The 20,787-nt window shown below is 45.2% G+C and carries 12 protein-coding genes and 1 pseudogene; 3 read left to right on the forward strand and 10 right to left on the reverse strand.

What is annotated here, in order from left to right:
* Nucleotides 1-3,033, forward strand: a complete 3,033-nt coding sequence (locus QZ331_RS03560) for an efflux RND transporter permease subunit (protein ID WP_294628127.1) — start codon at nt 1-3, stop codon at nt 3,031-3,033.
* A gap of 8 nt (nt 3,034-3,041) precedes the next feature.
* The gene (locus QZ331_RS03565; RefSeq protein ID WP_294628129.1) at nt 3,042-4,364 is read left to right on the forward strand and encodes a TolC family protein; all 1,323 of its coding nucleotides are present in this window, start codon (nt 3,042-3,044) and stop codon (nt 4,362-4,364) included.
* 141 nt (nt 4,365-4,505) lie between these two features.
* On the opposite strand, the pseudogene QZ331_RS03570 reads toward QZ331_RS03565, so the two are convergent.
* The 8 genes and pseudogenes from QZ331_RS03570 to QZ331_RS03605 form a co-directional block, all read right to left on the reverse strand.
* A pseudogene (locus QZ331_RS03570) lies at nt 4,506-5,667 on the reverse strand (acyltransferase).
* Between the two features lie 146 nt (nt 5,668-5,813).
* A complete protein-coding gene (locus QZ331_RS03575; protein ID WP_294628131.1) occupies nt 5,814-7,451 on the reverse strand; it encodes a fumarate hydratase in 1,638 nt (545 codons plus the stop codon).
* Between the two features lie 176 nt (nt 7,452-7,627).
* Nucleotides 7,628-9,616 (reverse strand): DUF4954 family protein, encoded by a 1,989-nt coding sequence (locus tag QZ331_RS03580; protein ID WP_294628133.1) that lies wholly within the window; start codon nt 9,614-9,616, stop codon nt 7,628-7,630.
* A gap of 61 nt (nt 9,617-9,677) precedes the next feature.
* Nucleotides 9,678-10,937, reverse strand: a complete 1,260-nt coding sequence (gene hflX, locus QZ331_RS03585; RefSeq protein WP_294628135.1) for a GTPase HflX — start codon at nt 10,935-10,937, stop codon at nt 9,678-9,680.
* A gap of 318 nt (nt 10,938-11,255) precedes the next feature.
* Nucleotides 11,256-11,756 carry a lipid-binding protein gene (locus tag QZ331_RS03590; protein ID WP_294628137.1) on the reverse strand — a complete coding sequence of 167 codons (501 nt, stop codon included), beginning with the start codon at nt 11,754-11,756 and terminating at the stop codon, nt 11,256-11,258.
* Between the two features lie 10 nt (nt 11,757-11,766).
* Nucleotides 11,767-12,459 carry a BT_2262 family domain-containing protein gene (locus tag QZ331_RS03595; protein WP_294628139.1) on the reverse strand — a complete coding sequence of 231 codons (693 nt, stop codon included), beginning with the start codon at nt 12,457-12,459 and terminating at the stop codon, nt 11,767-11,769.
* A gap of 27 nt (nt 12,460-12,486) precedes the next feature.
* Complete coding sequence (locus QZ331_RS03600; protein ID WP_294628141.1) at nt 12,487-13,983, reverse strand: SusD/RagB family nutrient-binding outer membrane lipoprotein; 1,497 nt, start codon at nt 13,981-13,983, stop codon at nt 12,487-12,489.
* Nucleotides 13,984-13,995: 12 nt separating this feature from the next.
* Nucleotides 13,996-17,187 (reverse strand): SusC/RagA family TonB-linked outer membrane protein, encoded by a 3,192-nt coding sequence (locus tag QZ331_RS03605; RefSeq protein ID WP_294628143.1) that lies wholly within the window; start codon nt 17,185-17,187, stop codon nt 13,996-13,998.
* A 453-nt stretch (nt 17,188-17,640) separates the two neighbouring features.
* On the opposite strand from QZ331_RS03605, the gene QZ331_RS03610 reads away from it, so the two are divergent.
* On the forward strand, nt 17,641-18,831 hold the full coding sequence (locus QZ331_RS03610; protein WP_294628145.1) for a site-specific integrase: 1,191 nt from the start codon (nt 17,641-17,643) through the stop codon (nt 18,829-18,831).
* A gap of 525 nt (nt 18,832-19,356) precedes the next feature.
* On the opposite strand, the gene QZ331_RS03615 is transcribed toward QZ331_RS03610, so the two are convergent.
* Together QZ331_RS03615 and QZ331_RS03620 are read right to left on the reverse strand one after the other, a co-directional pair.
* On the reverse strand, nt 19,357-20,019 hold the full coding sequence (locus QZ331_RS03615) for a MarC family protein (protein ID WP_294628147.1): 663 nt from the start codon (nt 20,017-20,019) through the stop codon (nt 19,357-19,359).
* 62 nt (nt 20,020-20,081) lie between these two features.
* Nucleotides 20,082-20,774, reverse strand: a complete 693-nt coding sequence (locus QZ331_RS03620; RefSeq protein WP_294628149.1) for a YjjG family noncanonical pyrimidine nucleotidase — start codon at nt 20,772-20,774, stop codon at nt 20,082-20,084.
* Between the last annotated feature and the right edge of the window lie 13 nt (nt 20,775-20,787).

The raw sequence follows: 20,787 nt of genomic DNA on the forward strand, positions 1-20,787 counted from the left end.
ATGAATATATCCGAATTAAGCATACGCCGACCGGTATTAGCCACCGTACTGACCATCATTATCCTACTCTTCGGATTCATCGGATACAATTATCTCGGTGTCCGCGAATATCCATCGGTGGATAATCCGATTATTTCCGTCAGTTGCTCCTATCCGGGAGCTAATGCCGACGTTATCGAAAATCAGATTACCGAACCTTTGGAGCAGAACATCAATGGTATTCCGGGTATCCGCTCCCTCTCCAGTGTCAGCCAGCAAGGACAGAGCCGCATTACGGTAGAGTTTGAACTGTCTGTCGATTTGGAAACGGCGGCCAATGACGTGCGCGACAAAGTTTCGCGCGCACAACGCTACCTGCCCCGCGACTGCGACCCGCCAACCGTGTCGAAAGCCGATGCCGACGCCATGCCTATCCTGATGGTAGCCCTGCAAAGCGACAAACGTACACTGTTGGAGCTGAGTGAGATTGCAGATTTGACAGTCAAGGAGCAGTTACAAACCATCTCCGATGTAAGTAGCGTATCCATTTGGGGAGAGAAGCGCTACTCCATGCGTCTTTGGCTCGACCCGGCAAAAATGGCGGGCTACGGTATCAGCCCTATCGACGTTAAAAACGCTGTGGACAGTGAGAATGTGGAACTTCCTTCGGGTAGTATCGAAGGAAATACCACCGAACTGACCATCCGCACCTTAGGACTGATGCATACGGCCGATGAATTCAATGATCTGATTATCAAGGAAGAGAATAACCGCATCGTACGCTTCAGCGACATAGGGCGTGCCGAGTTAGGGCCTGCCGACATCAAAAGCTACATGAAGATGAACGGTGTGCCGATGGTAGGTGTCGTAGTCATTCCACAGCCAGGTGCCAACCACATTGAGATTGCCGACGCCGTATATCAACGCATGGAGCAGATGAAGAAAGACTTGCCGGAGGATGTGCACTACAACTACGGCTTCGACAATACGAAGTTTATCCGCGCCTCCATCAACGAAGTGAAGTCTACGGTCTACGAAGCCTTCGTGCTCGTTATCATCATCATCTTCCTCTTCCTGCGCGACTGGCGTGTCACACTTGTGCCCTGTATCGTGATTCCCGTCTCCCTTATCGGTGCATTCTTTGTCATGTATTTGGCAGGGTTCTCCATCAATGTGCTTTCCATGCTTGCCATCGTATTGTCCGTGGGACTGGTGGTAGACGACGCCATCGTTATGACAGAGAATATCTACATCCGCATCGAAAAAGGAATGAGCCCCAAAGAGGCGGGTATAGAGGGAGCGAAAGAGATTTTCTTTGCCGTCATCTCGACCACCATCACGCTGATTGCCGTATTCTTCCCCATCGTCTTTATGGACGGTATGACGGGACGTCTGTTCCGGGAGTTCAGTATCGTCATCTCCGGTTCGGTCATCATTTCTTCGTTCGCCGCACTGACCTTCACACCGATGTTGGCAACCAAACTTCTTATCAAACGGGAAAAACAAGGTTGGTTCTACACCAAGACAGAACCGTTCTTTGAGGGAATGAACCGGTTGTATAGCCGCTCGCTCGCCGCCTTCCTCCGCAAACGGTGGATTGCGCTTCCGTTCACCTTCCTTACGATTTGCCTGATTGGTATTCTGTGGAGTGCGGTTCCTTCGGAAATGGCTCCGTTGGAAGACCGTTCGCAAATCACTATCAATACGAGAGGGGCCGAGGGTATCACTTACGAATACATACGTGATTACACCGAAGACATCAACCTACTGGTAGACTCCATCCTACCGGATGCGGAAGCGGTAACCGCCCGTGTATCAAGTGGAAGCGGAAACGTACGCATCACTCTGAAGGATATGAAGGACCGCAACTACACACAGATGGCAGTGGCAGAGAAAATATCGAAAGCCGTACAGAAGAAAACAATGGCACGCTCCTTCGTGCAACAGCAATCTTCTTTCGGCGGACGCCGCGGAAGTATGCCTGTACAGTATGTGCTCCAAGCCACCAATTTGGAAAAACTGGAAGAAGTGTTGCCCAAATTCATGGCAAAGGTATATGAAAGCCCGGTATTCCAGATGGCGGACGTCGACTTGAAGTTCAGCAAACCGGAAGCACGCATCCAAATCAACCGCGACAAGGCGAGCATCATGGGAGTAAGCACCAAGAACATCGCCCAAACCTTGCAATACGGCTTGAGCGGTCAGCGCATGGGATACTTTTACATGAACGGAAAGCAGTACGAAATACTCGGCGAAATCAACCGCCAGCAGAGAAACAAACCTGCCGACCTGAAAGCAATTTATGTCCGCAGCACCGGTGGAGACATGATTCAACTGGACAACCTGATTGAACTGGAAAGCGGTATCGCCCCTCCCAAACTGTATCGCTACAACCGTTTCGTATCCGCCACCATCTCTGCTGGGCTGGCAGACGGAAAGACCATCGGACAAGGATTGGACGAAATGGACAGAATAGCCAAAGAGACCTTAGACGATACGTTCCGTACGGCTTTGGCAGGCGACTCTAAGGAGTATCGCGAAAGTTCTTCCAGTCTGATGTTTGCCTTTGTCTTGGCGATTCTCCTGATTTACCTCATTTTAGCGGCGCAGTTCGAGAGCTTCAAAGACCCGTTGGTTATCATGCTGACAGTACCGCTCGCCATTGCCGGAGCATTGGTGTTTATGTACTTTGGAGGTATCACTATGAATATTTTCAGTCAAATCGGTATCATCATGCTTATCGGGCTGGTAGCCAAAAACGGTATCCTGATTGTGGAATTCGCCAATCAGAAACAGGAGGCCGGCGAAGACAAGATGAGTGCCATCAAGGATTCGGCTCTGCAACGCCTGCGCCCGATTCTGATGACGAGTGCTTCTACCGTATTAGGACTTATCCCATTGGCTTTTGCCACCGGTGAGGGAGCCAACCAGCGCATCGCTATGGGTACGGCAGTAGTAGGTGGCATGGTGGTCTCCACCTTGCTCACCATGTACATCGTGCCGGCTATCTACAGTTATATTTCAACCAACAGAGTAAAAAAACTAACCAAATGAAACTTTGCATGAAACGCATCACATATATAGTTACCGCTTGTGCCTTCTTATCGGTTTCTACCGCGAAGGCACAGCAGGTGCTCACCTTAAAAGATTGTCTGGAAGAAGGGTTGCAGAACAATTATTCGCTACGCATCGTCCATAACGAAGAGCAAATCAGCAAGAACAACGCGACACTGGGAAATGCAGGTTACCTGCCGACGCTGGACTTCTCTGCCGGATATACCGGAAGTTTGGACAATACTGAAAGCAAAGCCCGCGCCACCGGAGAAATAACCAAAACGAATGGAGTGTATGACCAGACAGTCAACGTCGGGCTAAACCTTAACTGGACCATCTTTGACGGATTCAACATCAGCACTACCTACAAGCAGTTGAAAGAGTTGGAGCGGCAAGGCGAAACGAACACCCGCATAGCCATCGAGGATTTCATTGCCGACCTGACTTCGGAATACTATAACTTTATCCAACAGAAGATTCGTCTGAAAAACTTCCATTATGCCATGTCGCTCTCCAAAGAGCGTCTGCGCATAGCCGAAGCGAGCCACCTTGTCGGCAAGTTCTCCGGACTGGATTATCAGCAGGCAAAAGTGGATTTCAACGCCGACAGCGCCCAATACATGAAACAGCAAGAATTGCTGCACTCTTCGCGCATCCAACTGAATGAACTGATGGCAAACAACAACGTGAATCAAATCATCATCATCAAAGATTCTACCATCGACGTACGCAGTGACCTGATGTTTGAGGAGTTGTGGAATGCCACCTTAACGACAAATGCATCTTTGCTGAAAGCTGACCAAAACACCACATTGGCACAGTTAGATTACAAAAAGGTCAACTCGCGCAATTATCCTTACCTTAGGCTAAACACCGGATACGGGTATACCTTAAATAAATATGACGTGAACGCCACAAGCCGAAGAGGAAACTTAGGTTTCAACGCCGGAGTAACCGTCGGATTCAATATATTCGACGGAAACCGCCGCCGTGAAAAGCGCAACGCAACGCTTGCATTCAAGAACCGCCGCCTGGAACGGCAGAACCTTGAACTGGCACTCCGTTCCGACCTCAGCAACCTGTGGCAAGCCTACCGCAACAACCTCCAGCTATTGAACCTGGAACGGCAGAACCTTATCACTGCTAAGGACAACCACGACATCGCCATGGATCGTTACATCCAGGGAGACCTCTCCGGCTTTGAAGTGCGCGAAGCGCAAAAGAGCCTGCTTGACGCGGAAGAACGTATTCTCTCTGCGGAGTATAACACGAAACTTTGTGAGATTTCGTTGTTACAGATAAGCGGGAAGATTACAAAGTATCTGGAATAGAATTACACCCTCATATTCAACCTGTTACACCATCTATATATCCTGCAAGTTGGACATATAGATGGTGAAAGTAGAAGATATAGATGCTGGAAACAGGACATATATGCGCTGCAAATCGGTCAAATGTCCTTTGTTTCCCTATCATCCCATGATGTATCGGGCAAACCGACCCATCCGGTTCACCAGATTCACAATCAGCCAGGAAACAGCAAAAGCCACGATTGCCGCAGTCGGTATCTGCAACGGAATAGGCATATCAAGCGCTCTCATCAATAACACAGACGGACCGGTAAAGAAATAATGTATCATATAAATTCCGAATCCGCACACTGTCAGGTTAGCCAGCGCCTTGCGTATTCTCTCCGAACGGACATTGACCTTTTTGGCCAGCATAAACACGGGAGTGGTCATCATTACCACATTCAGCGAACAGTAAGTAAAGAAAAGCTCCAACATCTCTTCCGTGCAATCCGGCAAAGCGATCATGTAGCGGAAACCTAAGAACGTCACCACATAGCCGGCTACAAACATCGGAAGACCTACCGACAATGTTTTCTTCAAATTCCAGTCGAGGTCTTTCAGATAATGTCCCAATAACAAATATCCGTTGAATCCGGCAAAGGCGTACAACATACCGAAAGAGTTCCATGAGCAACCGCCCCACAGATAAGGAGATACGAACTGGTAATAGTAAGGCAGCAACAAAGTCACGCCCCAGGCCAGCAGAAACATCAGTTTTGCACGTTGCGAGGCCTTTTCCACCCACGCCGAGAATATGGGCAGATAAAGATAAAGCCCGATGAGCAGGTAGATATACCACATATGTACTGCCAAAACCGAGAAGTTGAAAGGAATGGTCAGGATATACCGCACAGCCACCCAAAAGGATTGCTGCATCACTTCCTCTCCGGCATAAGGAAAGAAGTCAAGAATCACTTTAGGCTCCAGCCCCAATACGCCCGTCAGCCAGGGAAACAGATTGTAGATGACAGACCATATCAGAAAAGGATACAAGACACGGGAGATGCGTTTCTTATAAAAGGCGGAAATATCCCCTCCGACGGGTAGAAGCAACGCACCAGTTATCATCACAAACAGAGGGACGCAGGGACGGAGAACGGCTCCATAAATGGCTCCCCACAATTTGATTTCTCCGATATTGGGGGCAGTGCCCGGATAAAAATTAAAAGGGTCGGTGCAATGGGCAGCAGACGACTGTAAACATGGCGATAAGGCGTACAACATCCAGCCATACGATATGCTGGTTCTTTTGAGTTGTCAATTCGATAGTCGATGGGGTCATGATGATGATAATAAGTAGTAAGTAGTAAGTAGTAAGTAATAAGTAGTAAGTAGTTAAGTAGAAATGAATGAAAAAGGGATACCCATACGCAAACAGACAGGTATCCCTTCAATAAATTGCTTTATATAAATAGACTTAGTGCCAGTTTATTTAGCACAATTCCACGGTTTCAATTGTTTGAAGAAATCGTTGCCTTTATCGTCTACCAAGATGAATGCCGGGAAATCTTCCACTTCAATCTTCCAGATAGCTTCCATTCCCAATTCGGGGTATTCGACGCACTCGATGCTCTTGATGTTGTTTTGCGCAAGGATAGCTGCCGGACCACCGATAGAACCTAAATAGAAACCTCCATATTGCTTGCAAGCATCCGTCACTTGCTGGCTACGGTTGCCCTTTGCCAACATAATCATGCTGCCGCCGTGGCTTTGGAACAGTTGTACATACGAGTCCATACGTCCTGCCGTAGTCGGTCCCATAGAACCGCAAGCCATACCTTCCGGAGTTTTAGCCGGACCTGCATAGTAAATAGGATGGTCTTTGATGTATTGCGGCAACTCTTCACCACGATCCAAACGTTCTTTCAATTTGGCGTGGGCAATGTCGCGACCTACAATAATCGTTCCGTTCAACGACAGACGGGTCGATACCGGATATTTAGTCAGTTCTTTCAGGATTTCATCCATCGGACGGTTCAGGTCGATTCTTACTACATCGCCTTCGCCTGCCTGACGTAGTTCTGCCGGAATCAGTTCACCCGGATTTGAATCGAGTTTTTCAATCCAGATACCTTCCTTGTTGATTTTACATTTAATGTTACGGTCGGCAGAACAGGATACGCCCAAACCTACCGGACAAGAAGCACCGTGGCGCGGCAAACGGATGATGCGGACATCGTGAGCCAAGTATTTACCGCCAAACTGTGCACCAAGCCCAATTCTGTGAGCTTCCGCCAACACTTCTTTTTCCAGTTCGACATCACGGAATGCACGACCGTATTCGTTTCCTGTTGTCGGCAAGTTGTCGTAAAAATGAGTAGAAGCCAGTTTCACTGTCAGCAGGTTCTTTTCGGCAGAAGTACCGCCGATAACAAAAGCGATGTGATAAGGAGGACAAGCGGCTGTTCCCAAAGTTTTCATCTTCTCAACTAAGAAGGGAACCAATGTGCCGGGATTCAGAATCGCTTTTGTCTCCTGGTAAAGATAAGTCTTGTTGGCAGAGCCGCCGCCTTTGGTCACGCAAAGAAACTCATATTCCATGCCTTCGGTAGCTTCGATATCAATCTGTGCGGGAAGGTTGCATTTCGTATTGACCTCGTCATACATATTCAGAGGTGCATTCTGAGAATAACGCAAATTTTCTTCGGTATATGTCTTATATACACCTAAGGAAAGAGCCTCTTCGTCCGAATAGCCTGTCCATACCTGCTGTCCTTTTTCGCCGTGGATGATGGCAGTACCCGTATCCTGGCAGAAAGGAAGTATCCCTTTTGAAGCAACTTCCGCGTTGCGCAGGAAAGTCAATGCCACATATTTATCATTTTCACTTGCTTCGGGATCGCTCAGAATCTTAGCAACTTGTTCGTTGTGCGAACGGCGAAGCATGAACGATACATCACGAAAAGCTGCGTTAGCCATCGCTGTCAAACCTTCTTTCTCAATTTTCAGGATAGGATTTCCTTCAAACTCGCTTACTGACACATAGTCCTTTGTAAGCAGATAATACTCAGTCGTATCTTTCCCCTTTTCAAACATGGGCTGATACTTAAACGGAGGTGTTGCCATAAGTCTCTTATTTTATTATATAATGTTAGTTAGTGTGGCAAAGGTAATGATAAATTGAGAATAGAGAATTAAGAATTGAGAAATAAAAATATGGTAGCGCATAAAAAAACAAGTAGGCTAACAGATGAAATTCTCATTTATCGCCTACTTGTTTTTAAACATCAAGATGATTGCCGTTACTCAATCTTTTCAATCCGTTTAATCAGTTCATTGCCAAGCTCGGTTTTCTCTTCAATATGTTTCAACACAGCCGTCACAAACGGATTGCTTTCAAAATCACCGCGCACTTGTTCAAAGTCCTGCTTCATCTCGTCGTGCGAACCGTCGGCACCGAATCCGGTCATGGAAGAGAGCGAGAACTCCTTCTTTGCATCTTCATACACCATCTTATCCAGCCCTACGACTGCTTCCTGCCAGGATTTTACGATGCGAATCACATCCTGCGCCGTAATAGTCTCCGGATTCAAGCCGTAAAATTCCTGAATCTTGTTGTAAGCCCACGTCCACTCGTATGTATAATAATTCTCGTGCATCTCCGAGAAACAAGCATTGATGGACTTCAGCCGATTAATAGTACCTTTCTCAATACCGTCCAACAGACGGTCTATCTCGCTCTTGGGAGCAATCAGCCCGGAGACGTCCACCCACTCGCCGATTCCGATTTCCGTATCTGGTTTCAGTCGTTGGCGGATTTCTTCGTTGCTTTGGAAGTTGATGCCTTCCAACCGCTTGATAATCGAGTTGCCCAAGAATTTGTGAATGGCTATCTCGTACAAACGGATACCGTTGTTCAAAGAGGAGTTCTTGATTTTGGCACTTTGGTAAGAATAAATTTCGGACGTCACACCGGATACCCGTCGCAGCTCTTTCAGAATGGAACGTCCTTTGAACATCTTCTGTATGGTATAAGGACTCAGGAGGTTGTAATTGATATAGTCCAACCGGTTCGGGTCCTGACGCTTGTCACGCTTCGGCCATTTCTGCGCGTCACGTATCGTACCCACACTCCGCAGATTGACACCCGGAACCAGGTAAGTCGTATCCCGTTGCTCTATCAGATAAGAAAAAGGAAGGTCGGAAGTATCGGCGTGATTGACGTGGCGCCCCATCACAAGAGAAAATGCCCCGACACGCGCCGGCCACAGGATGTACGAATCGGAAGTGGTTTTCGCCCCTCGCTCCATTGTCCCCTGGTGAATCGGACCTAACTTATACATATGGTTGCTTTGATTGGAACCTGAGCCTGCATTCATGAATGAGAACATTCCGGCAATCAGCAAAGTCGATTTGTGATGTGTCACAGTGAAAGGCCCTGCGAAAATGGCACAGGCTTCTCCGTTCTCCCCCTGGCAGTTACTAAAGAACAAAGAATCGGAAGCGGAATAATTGTGTCCCAATTTACAGGACTGCCCGACGAAACAACGGCTCAACATCGTACCATCTTCCACCTGCGAACCGGATGAGATAATAAAATCATCGCAAATTACTCCATCGCCGATGCGCACCGGAGCCGTCACGTTGCTATTGACACTCCCGTTGGTCAGACGGCAAGTACCGCAAATATGACAATAGTCGCCAATCCGCACATTCCGGATAGAACCGGTATTAAGAATCATGACATGGCTGCCGATACTTCCGACGGCAGATGCGTGTTTGCTGGAATAGTAATCCGTAATGGATTTCATACGGTTTATCAGTTCGGGGCGGTGGCGGTACAGCGCAAGGATATACGCCTGATGGGCAGACAACTTGTCGTTAATCAGCACCTCACGCCCTCCGGTCTCATTGAGCACTGCCACTTCCACGCCGTTGCCGAAAGTGGTCAGTCCATCCACCAAGATGATATCTACATTTTCGATAAAGGTATCACTGCCAATCTCATAGTTTGCAATGTAATTCTGAATGTTCTCAATGCAGCAGTTATCTCCTACCGTCACATTGTGCAGCGTCACATGACGCAATCCCGAATGTTTCTTAATGCCTCCCCGCAATGTAAATTCAGCATCAAATACCCCTAACTTCACTTCTCCCGAAAAACGGGTGTGATGGACATACTCACAATTAAATCCATCAGCTACCAACACATTTCCCCAATCATCCGCCAGACACGACTGGTCCTTCAACCGAAGCACTTCCGCTTCGGTCAGTCTACGATAGTCTTTCATACAAATAAATATAGTAATGTGCTGCCTTTCCAAAACAGTAAAATAGCAGCACATTGATTAATTATTCTTCCTCTTGTTCGTAGGTCTGATAAAGAAAATCGTTATAGGGATATTTCTGAACGTGCAATTCTTTCACTCGCTGATAAACCACACTTTTCAGTTCATCCATATTGATTCGTTCGCGGGCGGAAATAAAGAGGCAGTTGTCCTCCATCTTTGCCATCCACGTCTTCATCAGTTCTTCGAGTGTTAAGTTTTCCTTTGTTCGGGGGGTAAGGTCGTCCGGCGCTTTCTCCACGTAGGTATAGGCGTCTATTTTATTGAATACAAGTATCATGGGTTTTCCACCGCCGCCAATTTCGGCAAGTGTCTTATTCACCACCTCAATCTGTTCTTCAAATCCGGGGTGGGAAATATCGACTACGTGCACCAGCAAATCCGCTTCGCGCACTTCGTCCAAAGTCGATTTGAAGGAATCGACCAAATCGGTAGGCAACTTACGGATAAATCCTACCGTATCGGACAACAGGAACGGAAGATTCTCTATAATCACCTTACGTACGGTAGTGTCGAGCGTAGCAAATAATTTGTTTTCCGCAAAGACTTCGCTCTTTGCCAAAAGGTTCATCATTGTCGATTTGCCGACATTGGTGTATCCGACCAGTGCAACACGTATCATGCGTCCGCGATTCTTGCGCTGGGTAGCTTTCTGTTTGTCGATTTCCGCCAGGCGTTCTTTCAACAACGACATACGGTTGAGGATGATACGGCGGTCCATTTCGAGCTGTGTCTCACCCGGACCGCGAAGTCCCACCGAACCTTTACCGCCACCTGCACCAGAACCACCTCCCTGGCGTTCCAAGTGTGTCCAAAGTCGTTGCAGGCGCGGCAACATATATTTATATTGTGCTAACTCCACCTGCGTCTTTGCATTGGCAGTCTGTGCACGCATGGCGAATATATCGAGAATCAACGAAGTACGGTCGAGAATCTTCACTTTCAGTTCGGCTTCGATATTGCGAATCTGTTTGGCGGAAAGTTCATCATCGAAGATGACCATTCCCACTTCACGTTCTTCTTCCTCTTCGTTATGGATATATTGTCTGATTTCTTCCAATTTTCCTTTTCCTACATAAGTCACCGAGTTTGCTGTGGGTAACTTCTGTGTAAACCGTTTCACAACTTCCGCCCCAGCCGTCTCGGCAAGGAAGGCCAATTCATCCAAATACTCGTTCGTCTTGCGCTCATCCTGCGTCTGAGTGATAAGCCCGACAAGTATAGCTGTCTCTACTTTGGCTTCGGATATTACAAATTCTTTCATTCTTTATGCTTATTAACGTGAGTTTGATAACAAATAAGTGATTGGAAATATGCTCACAAAAGACAAAATTACTATTTTTTTCGTTATGGCAGACGAATTATACAAAGTTTTTAACGTAACGCTTCGTTGGATATATCGGTTACTCTACTTCAACAGATTCAACAAATGTCAACAACAAGGCAAGACCCTATAAAAAAAGAAAGAGCCCGGTGCAATACCGAACTCTTTCTTTGTTATAGGGTCATGTTTAATCAATCCCACTTTGTGAGAGACACTTCCTATTTTTGCCTCTCTTCTTCATTTATTCAAATTCTGCCGTTAGAAATCATCAGCAGAGAAACCAGTCCGACGGAATCCCGAAACCTTATAAGTCAAGCCGTTGTCATCATCGTCGAACTGTACCATATACACGATACTATCGGCAGGCATACCGCTTGGTGTCTTCGCTGCATTCTCCAGTACCTTACCGTCGGTAATCTTCACTTTTGATTCATAAGCTACATTATCGGCAAATCCTTCTGTAGAAAAGGTTCTTTCTGCATAATTCACCTTTACCTTCACTTTATATTCCCAGAAGTTACCCAAATCATCCAGCCACATTTCCGTATTACTATTGTTAGCTGTATTGTAAGTAGTCATTTGCAAATGACCCACTCCATAAGGGTCTTCCACTTCTTTTCCATCAACAATTGCGTCTACCGTTATCCACCAGTCGCCTGCCATTTTTTCAACGGCAGTACCGCCCGGTTCCGTTTCATCCTCGCACGCTACAAAGGCAAAAGCCAATGAAGCCAAAAACAACATCATATATTTCTTCATAATCGTATATTTATTTTTTTACTATAATATCAAAAGACAACTGTCCGGCATAATCAACGGTCCATTTCAAAGTTCCGTCTGCAGGATTCAATTCTGTGTTAGTCATTTGGTCCATTGAGTCATTCCAGCCTGCAACATAACTTTCCACCGGAGTAATGGTGTTGTCATCGTTCAATTCAAATTTGCCCACCATTGCGTAATCCGGGCCATAGCCTGCACGTTGGTCATACCAGCCTCCTAAGAAATCGCTGATATAAAATACACCGGGTTTCAACTGGAAGATGATGATTTCATATCCGCCAAAAGCCACCTCGGAAGGGACGGTACGCTTACTTCCCTCAGCCACGGTATAGATTCCCGACTTTAAAGGAGATTCCGTATTATCTGCCACATATACTGTTCTTGTGAAAGTTTTGGCAAAACCATCTTCATTATAGGCTGCATACACCAGATTATAGATACCCGGGGTGTTTACATCCACACTTCCTTTTACCTGTACGGAAGAGGTAATATCTTCACCGTTCATTTCCGCATAGTATCCCGGTTCCACAAAAGGTTGCCCCTTCTCTATAACTATCTTCTCGCCTCCTTCTCTTTCCAACGTTACGAAATAGGTGACTTTCGAAGTATCATCCGTTGATTTGTCGCAAGCTCCAAAAACGAACGGCAAACATACCAATATGCTATATAATATTTTTTTCATATATAAAACTTACTAAGTTATTAGCTTCTATTTAACATCCCACCAAACCGGAGTGCTGCCCGGTACTGCTGCCGGAGTATTCGTATTATGCTGACGTGCGCTTAAAGGATAAGTCATGCGCTTCATCAATCCGCCCGCTTCCAAACCGTTAGTCCACGGAGCAACCAAATCGCCCGGAGTATATACAGATGCGTCTTTTTGTATCTCAGCCGCCGAATGAGACGACAGTTTCGGACAATCCGTACGACGGATTTCGCTCCATGCTTCCATATGATCCATATAGAAAAGAGCAACCCATTTCTGCATATAGATAAGATTCAGCTTATCTGCCGATGTCGAAACAGTAGCCCATGCACACTCTCCCTCCAATATGCTACTCTCCTGTCCTGCAAATCCACGAACTGCAAAGTCGGCGGCAACTCCCGCTTCATACGCACTCTTTGCAGCGGTATCGTTATTCAGGAAACGGATATATACTTCCGCAATCAAGAATTGCAGTTCGGCTTGAGTAAAGAAGTAAACAGGTTTGGTGGCTCCGATGGAATAATCAATGGCGCTCACATTTTTATTCTTCCAGTTATCCGTTCCCAAAACACTTTGCATATGTGTTTTTCCTCCGGGAAGCTGTCCGACATACTTTCCGTCCGCATCCGTTTTATTAATACCGTAATCGATGCGGGGGTCATCCGTAGCAGTCAGGTATGAAATAAGCGGATAGGCTGCACAATGATTGCCCGTCAATCCGACGGCATTCGTATTATACCACGGATTGCGCTTATCTGTTTCATCCAAGAAGCAATCCAGTTTCACGTCTCCGGCAAAGAATTCATTATTTTGTACCAGCGCCTTCACTTTTTCCGTATAAGCGGCAGCATCCACATTGGCGTCAATGAAGCGCAAGTACATACGCAAACGGAGAGCATTGGCGAATCCTTTCCATTGGGAGAGGTTTCTGTTGAATATCAAATCGGGCACATCCATAGCGCTTCCGTCCAATGCGGCTTCTGCCATGTCGATTTCATTCAGTACGCCTTTGTACACAACATCGCCCGCGTCCCACTTGGGAGTTGCATTGGCATTTCCCTGCAAAGCCTCCGAATAAGGCGAGTCGCTGGTGTTGTCCACCATGATTTGAAAAGCATATGCTCTCAAGATGGTAGTGGCAAACCGGTCGGCAGGATTGGAGGTCTTTGCCAAAACCTGGTTTGCATCTTCCAATGCCCCAGCAAACAAGGTTCGATAAGAATAATCCATCTGCTGTGATGCTTCGGTAAATGTATATTCGCACAGCGTATTATACTGATTGGATTCCGGTTTTTGCTCATAATACTGTGCAAAGAACCCTGCGTAGTTATAGACTTCTCCTCCTACCACCGAAGCAATGGATGCACTGATGGAAGGAAATATCAAATCGGCCGTTATCTGGTCGTTCATCGGATAGTTAGGGTCATCATTGATATCCAAGTCGCAACTGGTGAAAAGCACTGTAGTTGCCAATGATGCATATAATAGTATTTTCTTCATATTTATTGCTGTTTAAAATTTAACCATTAAGTTGAAACCGAAACGGCGCGAACTGGGGTTAGCCGTATATTCCCCATAGTTACCTTCAAGGTCATTACCGAATGAAGTCATTTCGGGATCAATAAATGTATTGCTGGATGGAGTCCAAACAAACAAGTTGTTGCCATAGGCCGAGACTTTGATTGCCTGGAAAGGAGTTTTTGCCAGCCATTTCTTCGGCAAATCCCAACCTAACACGACCGAGCGAAGTTTGACATAGGATTTATCTACCAAGAAGCAGCTTCCCATATCCGAACCGCCATCACCCCAATATTGATAGATGTTGGAACTGGTAATAGGAGTTGTATTTTCCACATATGTCACTTGGTCGCCATTTACTATTTTATTTACCGAGTTGGGGACAATAAAGGGGTTGCGGTCGTTGTAAGCCGTCTGTATCGCATTACCAGTGAAGTAGTTGATATCTTTGGTACGCGAATACATGACTCCACCCTGACGGATATCGAAGTCAACACCCAAGCTCAGCCCTTTATACTTCAAATTGGTAGCTACACCCATCTGGTATTTATTATTCATATTTCCGCAAATACCAAACTCGGTGTCTGCAACAGGCAGACCTGTGGAGGAGTTTACGACAATTCTTCCCTGCGGGTCGCGTTCGGGCACCTGCGCTTTAAATACGCCGACAGGCATTCCGGTTACGGCATACATACTTGTACCGCCGTTCAAACCGTAGATAATGGTGATTCCGCCCAATTCTTCCGGCAGACTGATTACCTTACTTTGGTTTTTGGTAAAATTCCAGGTAAGTTCCCAGGAAAAATCTTTCGTTCGTATGGGAGTAGCACTGACCAACACTTCAATACCATGATTGCGAATCTTACCCAAATTCATGTTTTGTGCCGTATATCCTGAAGCGGGGTCCATTGCCAACGAGAAAATCTGCTTGTCGGTATTGCGGTTATAGTAAGATACGTCAAACGACAATCTGTTTTTCAAGAAAGCCATGTTCAAGCCTATTTCAGCTTCCGTAGTCATTTCCGGACTTAAAGTGTTGCTTCCAAGCACATTTCCTGCCGAATAAGCGTTGACTCCTCCCAACGGGAAAGTGAGCGAACCGAAAGGGATACTGTTTGATGACTGTCCGTATACGGGATTGACCATATATACACTGGCGTCGTTACCCGTCTTACCCCAACTGGCACGTAACTTACCGAAAGTGATGGCTTCTTTCCATGCGTCTTTCAACAATTCGCTGAAAATAAAACTACCTGTAAATCCCGGATAAAAGAAGCTGCGATTGCCTTTGGGGAGCGTTGACGACCAGTCGTTGCGGGCAGTAACCGTCAAGTAGAGCATATTTTTCCATGCACCTTCAAACTGTCCGAACACACCCATCAGGCGCCTCAACTCCATACGTTGGCTAACGATAGGTGTTTTGCTGGTATTCTTGAGGTTGAACCATGTCGGGATTGTCAAGTCGTTCACTTCCGAATAGAGATAAGAAGATTTACGCTCGTTGCCATTGAATCCCACCAATGCGTTGACATTAAAATCACTGACCGGCATACTGAAGCTAAGCAAAAGGTCTTGATTGATTTCACGGCGACGGGTGATTTGCTCCGAATATTGTCCGGTTTCGCCGGAGAACGGGCTGCTTGAGCCTTGCCCCTCTCCATTGGGAGTTCCTTCATAATAAAGAGCATACAGATTCGGCTTTCCCTTATCGCTTTGTCCCGTTGTCGTATCCAGTCCCATGCGATATGTAAACTTGAAGTATTTCAAGAACTCATAATCCAACTGGAATTTTCCATAGAATCTTTCCGATTCGTATCCGTTCAGATAGTTGTTCAATATGTAATACGGATTCATTACCCCATACGGAGTGTAATAATATCCCGGCGTATTGAACGGGTCGTTCTGATCTTCCAGCCCAATGATGCTTACATCGCGCGGAGACTGATACAAGGAGTTGAGCATGGATAGTCCCTGTCCGGTAGTCGCAAATTTATTTTGCTGGCGAGCATAGTTTAATGAAGAAGAGAATGTCAATGCACCGACTTTATGACTACCACGTGCAGAAAACGTATATTTGTCATAACTGTCGGCATCTGTAGGAATCATACCATCATCGCTGATTTGAGAGAAAGAAACAAAATAATCACTCTTGTCGGTAGCTCCGTTGAACGAGATACTGTTACTGTATCTGAATCCTGCATCGAAAAAGTCTTTGATATTGTCGGGCATTGCTACATAAGGTTTCAACTTCTGGGAGTTGTTGTATACATTGCCCCATAACTGCATGGAACCGTCAAAACGAGGTCCCCACGAACCATTTTCCAATTCCGTATGGTTGCCATTCCATCCCATACCGAATTCATTCTGAAATTCGGGCAGACGTAGAACGGTAGACCATTGCACGCCACCGTTATACTCTACTCCGACACCTTTGTCCTTCCGGCCGCTTTTGGTAGTAATCATGACCACACCGTTGGCCGCCCGGCTTCCATACAAAGCAGTAGCCGCAGCACCTTTCAAGATGGTCATGTTTGCCACATCGTCGGGATTGATAGCATTGGCTCCGTTTCCAAAATCGTATCCGCTGTTCAACCCATCGGTAGAGGATACTGTGGAGTTGTTCAACGGTACTCCATCTACGACATACAGTGGTTGATTGGTACCGGACAGTGAGCTGACTCCACGGATAATCACCGAATTGGATGCTCCCGGGTCGGATGAAGTATTGGATATCTGTACACCGGCAATCTTACCTGCCAAACTTGACATGACATCCGAAGTACGGTTCTCGGCAATCTTGTCACCGCCCACGGAAGTCGCCGAATAACCTAATGCTTTCTCCGACCGCTTTATTCCCATTGCCGTGACAACAACTTCGTCAATTTGCTGAGCATCAGATTTGAGTACAATTCTCAGATTAGGCTTGACGGCCACTTCCTGTGTCTGCATTCCGATGTACGAAACCTGCAAAGTCTTTGCAGAACTTGGTACATTCGTCAAATTGAAATTACCATTTACATCTGTAATCGTACCTTGAGTGGTACCTTTTACTAACACAGAAGCGCCAACAACAGGCTGCCCATCCTCTTCCGAAATCACAACACCTGTGATGTTCAAAGTCTGAGCAGTTACCAAACTTATACCTGTAAAAAGGCAAGCCAATAACAGCATCAATTTTCTTTTCATAAATTCTCTCTTAAAGTTTAACTTTTCATTAATTGTTTCTTAACTCTAACACTTTGCAAATGTATTAATAAATATGAAACCAACAATCAATTCAATAAAAAAAGGTTTCAAATCTAACACATTATTATTTTAATAATGCTTTTTTATATAAAAAGATATTAGTTTGAGGTATAAAAACTGCTTTTAACAAAACTATGTAGTGTTATTTTGCTCAAACAAAATGTCTTATTTAAGATTTTCTTTGCTTATTTTTCGTCACAAAACCTCTTCTTTGACGCATCTTTTTGCTTTTCGCACAGGAATTACTATAAAAAAGTAGTATTTAATTCTAAGTTTTGTGAATACTGGGTTTCCGCAGGATTATTTATTCAGAGATATTAATGCATCTTCATCTTTTGGTGTAGTATAGGAACTATGTTTCATTTGTTCTATTATTAACTAAAAAGAAAAAGTATGGAAAAGATTAGTTACAATCTTGTGTTTAACAGAAAAAAGAAATTGAATAAAAAGGGAACGGCCTTAGTACAGGTAGAAGCCTATCTGAACAGGAGGAAAATATATTTTTCCACCAAAATATATCTTAAGGCCGAGCAGTGGGATGCCAAACGAAGAATGGTGAAGAGTCATCCTAATGCCGATGTTCTGAACCGTATGTTGTATGAGTATATGGCCGCAATAGAACAAACCGAACTTGAATTGTGGCAGCAAGGAAAAGCGATATCACTGGATTTGTTAAAAGAATCTCTCGACAAACCCATAAGTAATGAAAGGACATTTTTAAGTTTCTACAAAGAAGAGGTTGCTAACTCTTCGCTGAAAGAAAGCACGAAGCAAAATCATCTTTCGACACTTGAATCGCTTCGGGAATTCAAGAAAGACATATCGTTTGCGGATTTGACGTTTGAACTTGTCACCTCGTTCGATAACTATTTGCAGTCCAAAGGCTACCACCTTAATACCATCGCCAAGCATATGAAACATCTGAAGCGGTATGTCAACGTTGCCATTAATAAGGAATTTATGGATGTGCAGAAATATGCATTCAGAAAATACAAGATTAAAAGCGTAGAAGGCAGACACACGCATCTGTCGCCGGAGGAGTTGTGCAAATTTGAAGATTTACAGTTGACAGGGAAATTTACAAGATTACAGAAAACAAAAGACGCCTTTCTGTTTTGTTGTTATGCCGGATTGCGTTATTCCGATTTTATAAATCTGACCTCTGCCAATATCGTAGAGTTTCATCAGGAAATCTGGCTTATATACAAATCGGTAAAAACCGGCACAGAGGTCAGGTTGCCATTATACCTGTTGTTTGAAGGTAAAGGAATCGGTATATTGCGGTGCTACCAGGAAGAGACAAACAGTTTTTTCAAGTTAAAAAACAACTCCAATATCAATAAGGAGTTGAATTTGCTGGCAAACTTGGCAGGTATCGACAAACGGGTATCCTTTCACACTGCACGCCACACGAATGCTACCTTATTATTATATAGCGGCGCGAATATAACCACTGTGCAAAAGCTGTTGGGCCACAAAAGTGTAAAGACCACACAAGTATATGCAAATATAATGGATATAACTGTTGTACGCGATCTTGAGAAAGCGGCTTCATTCAAGAGAAAAGGCGGACGTAGAATTTAAACTGACGAGTTTCAATTTTACTTCTTCTATTTGAAACTTTAGTTTCAACACTATGAAACTGAAGTTTCATCCGCTTGAAACTAAAGTTCCAAAGCATTCGGAACTAAAGTTTCAACGTGGTGAAACTAAAGTTTCATCTTGCTTGAAACTTCTGTTTCAAGCGGATGCAACCGATGGATTCACTACACGCTTCTGTTACTTGGATTGAATGGGTGACAGATTGGTTCGGTTGTCTCGTACAATAGAAAAGCAATAGGATGCAGATTATCAATAGGATATGATAGTCATAACGGTGGAAATGCGGTAGAACGAATCATTGCTTTCATCACTCCGCTTAACGATAATGTATTGATAATCCGTAGGATATGTCTGAAAGGCGGGGATACTATACAAATCTTCATTATCCTGTTAACCGTTCATAATAAAGAAGTTAGGAGGGTTATTTAGTTCTGCAAAGACTTAATAAAGAAAAGCCGATACCAATTTCAACTCGGCGGCTGTCATCCCATAAGTTACCTACTCGCTTCATTTGCTGAGAATACCTCCCATCCCCTCTCTCACAATCTCCGCCAATATGGGCTTCGCTCCGCTCACGAAACATTCCACGGCAATCACCATCAGAATCAACCCCATCAGGCGCATCATCACATTATTGCCCGTTTCTCCCAAAATATTCACCAATCTTGTAGAAGCACGAAGGATAAAGAAAGTCAGCAGATAAATCAATGCAATGGTACCTATCAGCACTCCTTTCATCTCATACGAATGCGCATCCTGCATCAACACGATGGCATTGGCAATCGCACCCGGTCCGCACAGCATAGGTATACCGAGAGGGGTGATGGAGATATCGTCCGCATATGTTTTTATCTCTTCATCCTTCAGTTTCATCGGCGTATAACGGGCTTGAAGCATATCAAATCCTATCTTGAAAATAATCACTCCTCCGGCAATACGGAATCCGTTGGTAGAAATACCAAAGAACTTAAAAAGAAACTGACCGGCAAAAAGGAAAACCATGATTGTGACAAACGACACAATAGTAGCACGGCGGACGATAGACCGACGCTCTTTCTCCGTCATCCCATGAGTCATTGTAAGAAAGACAGGCATGGTCCCCAAAGGATTGGTCAACGTAAAAAATGAAGTGAAACAAAGCAAAGCAAAAGGCAAAAGTGCACTATCCATGGCTATATCGTATTTTTATGCAATTATTAAACGCAGCAAAAATACGACTTAATCCAGAAAACTTATAATAAATCCATCAATTCTTTCAGGGAATGGAGATGATAAGTGGGAAGAAAGGGGAAAACAGTCCGTTCCGACACGTTATAGAAAGCCTGATGCATCCCCACCCCATGCGCTCCGGTGATATCCGCTTCCCAGCTATCGCCAATCATCAACGATTCGTGCAACTCGGACTGAGTGGCAGACAAAGCGAAATGAAAGAGTTCGGGACGGGGCTTCAACAGTCCGAGGTCTTCCGAAAGAATCACCTTCCGGAAATAACCTGCCACACCTGCCGAATGCATCTTGCGCGACTGCAATTCACGAAAGCCATTGGAAAGGATGTACAAATTGTATTTAGGAGCAAGGTACTCCAACACTTCTTTAGCATAAGGCATCAAGCCGCTTTTGGTAGGAATAATGGCAAAGAAGTCTTTTGAGAACCGTTCGGCCAAAGCCTCATCTCCCACTCCCACCGCCTGCAAAGGATAAAAGAAGCGTTGGCGGTTCAATTCATCTTTCGTCACCTTTCCTTCGGCGTATTCCACCCACAGTTCGGTGTTACGTTTCTGATACAGCGTATAATAATGGTCGAACGAATCAAAGTAACGGTCGAACGAATATTGCCGATATACTTCTTCGAAGGTTTCACGGGCATTGCGGGAGAAAGCCCAAATAGTGTCGTCAAGATCAAAAAAAAGATTTTTATATTTCATCAGTAGTCACGGG

This window comes from uncultured Bacteroides sp., assembly GCF_910586915.1.
In the GTDB taxonomy this organism is placed as follows: Bacteria; Bacteroidota; Bacteroidia; order Bacteroidales; family Bacteroidaceae; genus Bacteroides.